Annotated in this window: 2 protein-coding genes; both read left to right on the top strand. The window is 78.0% G+C overall.

Features of this window, described 5'->3' with window-relative positions:
* Positions 1-877 precede the first annotated feature (877 nt).
* Entirely contained in the window at positions 878-1,180 is a 303-nt protein-coding gene (locus tag ABD323_RS40920; RefSeq protein WP_344447184.1) for a GNAT family N-acetyltransferase, read from the top strand.
* The gene (locus tag ABD323_RS40915; RefSeq protein ID WP_344447183.1) at positions 1,173-1,646 is read left to right on the top strand and encodes a (4Fe-4S)-binding protein; all 474 of its coding nucleotides are present in this window, start codon (positions 1,173-1,175) and stop codon (positions 1,644-1,646) included. The genes ABD323_RS40920 and ABD323_RS40915 overlap by 8 nt, the downstream gene beginning before the upstream one ends.
* Positions 1,647-1,663 lie beyond the last annotated feature (17 nt).

Genomic DNA, 1,663 nt, shown 5'->3' with positions numbered 1-1,663 from the left:
CGGGATCCGCGACGGCGTCGGCGGGCGGTGAGTCGGGGGCGGTGGTGTGCGGGCTCACCTGACACCTCCGCGGTGGCTTCCCGTACTCAGCGGGGTCGGCGACGCGCGGTGGCCGGCGGGTCGGGCGGCGGGCGATCCGTGCGGATCGGCCGGGCACCTGGGCCCGTTGACCGCCGGTGGCCGAAGGGTGCGTGGTGCGGTGGAACGGCTGGTTGACATACGTCCTCCTCGCTCGATCCGGTGGCCCCGGCTCGGCCGGGACCCCGTGGGCAGCGGCCTCCAGGTGGCGGCGCGGGTGACACCGTGGCAGGGGAAGCCGAAGTGAGCCTAGAAGAACGCTTCCGCTTCCTGCGAGGTGGCCCTGCTGCGCAGGCCGGGCCGGGTCGCGCGCGGGGTCACCGCGGGGAGACCACGGGGTCGTCGGCGGGATCGTCAGGGCGCGTCTGTCGGCGCGTCGCGGCGCTCGGACCTGGACCGGCCGCTGCGGGCCCGGTCGGTGGATCGCGCCCACGACTCCACGATGGACCTGCCGCGTCCCTTCGGCAGGCCGAACCGCCAACGCCGCCCCGATCCAGGCCGGACGGGTGACGGCGGGGTCCCTCGGCGGCACCGGCCGGGGCCGTCCTGCGGCCGGTCGGGGCGGCGGTGGCTCCGGAAGCACGGGCGGGGCGGCAGGTGACACGCGGGCGGCGCACGGGTGAACGGCGGGCGGGCGGCGCGGGGGCGGCGCACGGACGAGCGGGGTGGGACGGGGTGGGGTGCGGTGGGGGCGAGCGGGGTGCCGGGGTGGGCGAGCGGGGTGCCGGGGTGCGGTGCGGGGGCCGGGGGGATCGCCGATGATGGGAGCCCTGACCCGCCCTCACCAGGAGGCCCCCGGATGACCGTCACCGTGCACGACAACCCCGCGCAGAGCCGGTTCGAGGCGGAGGTCGACGGCCGGACCGCGGGCTTCGCCGAGTACCTGCGCAGCGAGAACCTGGTGGTGTTCCCGCACACCCTCGTCGACCCCGCGTTCGAGGGGCAGGGCGTGGGCGGGGCGCTGGCGCGGGCCGCGCTGGACGACGCCCGCGGGCGCGCGCTCCCGGTGCTGGCCACCTGCCCCTTCATCCACGGCTGGATGGAGCGTCATCCGGAGTACCTGGACCTGGCCTACGAGAACCGGAGCCAGGTCCGTGACTGAGCCCGGGCAGCCGACCGGCGCGACGCCGGCGAGGACGGTCAGGAGCTACCGGTCCGAGGAGATCGAGGTCACCTTCGACAGCGGGCTCTGCCGGCACGCCGCCGAGTGCGTGCGCGGCCTGCCGGCGGTCTTCGACACCACGCGCCGGCCCTGGATCTCGCCGCAGGCCGCGCCGGCCGGGCAGGTCGCCGAGGTGGTCCGGCGCTGCCCGACCGGCGCGCTGCGCCACCGGCTGCCCGACGGTCCCGACGAGGTGGCGGCCCGGCCGACCGAGGTGACCCGGACGGCGGACGGCCGGCTGCTGCTCCGCGGTGAGCTGCGGATCGACGAGGGCGGGGCGGCCGCGGGGGCGAACGGCACCGCGGGCGGCGGGCCGGTGCGCGAGGCGACCCGGGCCATGCTGTGCGGCTGCGGGCGCAGCGAGCGGCAGCCGTACTGCGACCGGAGCGGGGAGTGCGGCGGCTGAGCCCACCGCCGGCCGGG

The sequence above is a fragment of the Kitasatospora nipponensis genome (assembly GCF_039528135.1).
In the GTDB taxonomy this organism is placed as follows: Bacteria; Actinomycetota; Actinomycetes; order Streptomycetales; family Streptomycetaceae; genus Kitasatospora; species Kitasatospora nipponensis.
Note: the sequence above shows the minus strand (reverse complement) of the source record. Positions and strands in the feature narration are given on the sequence as shown.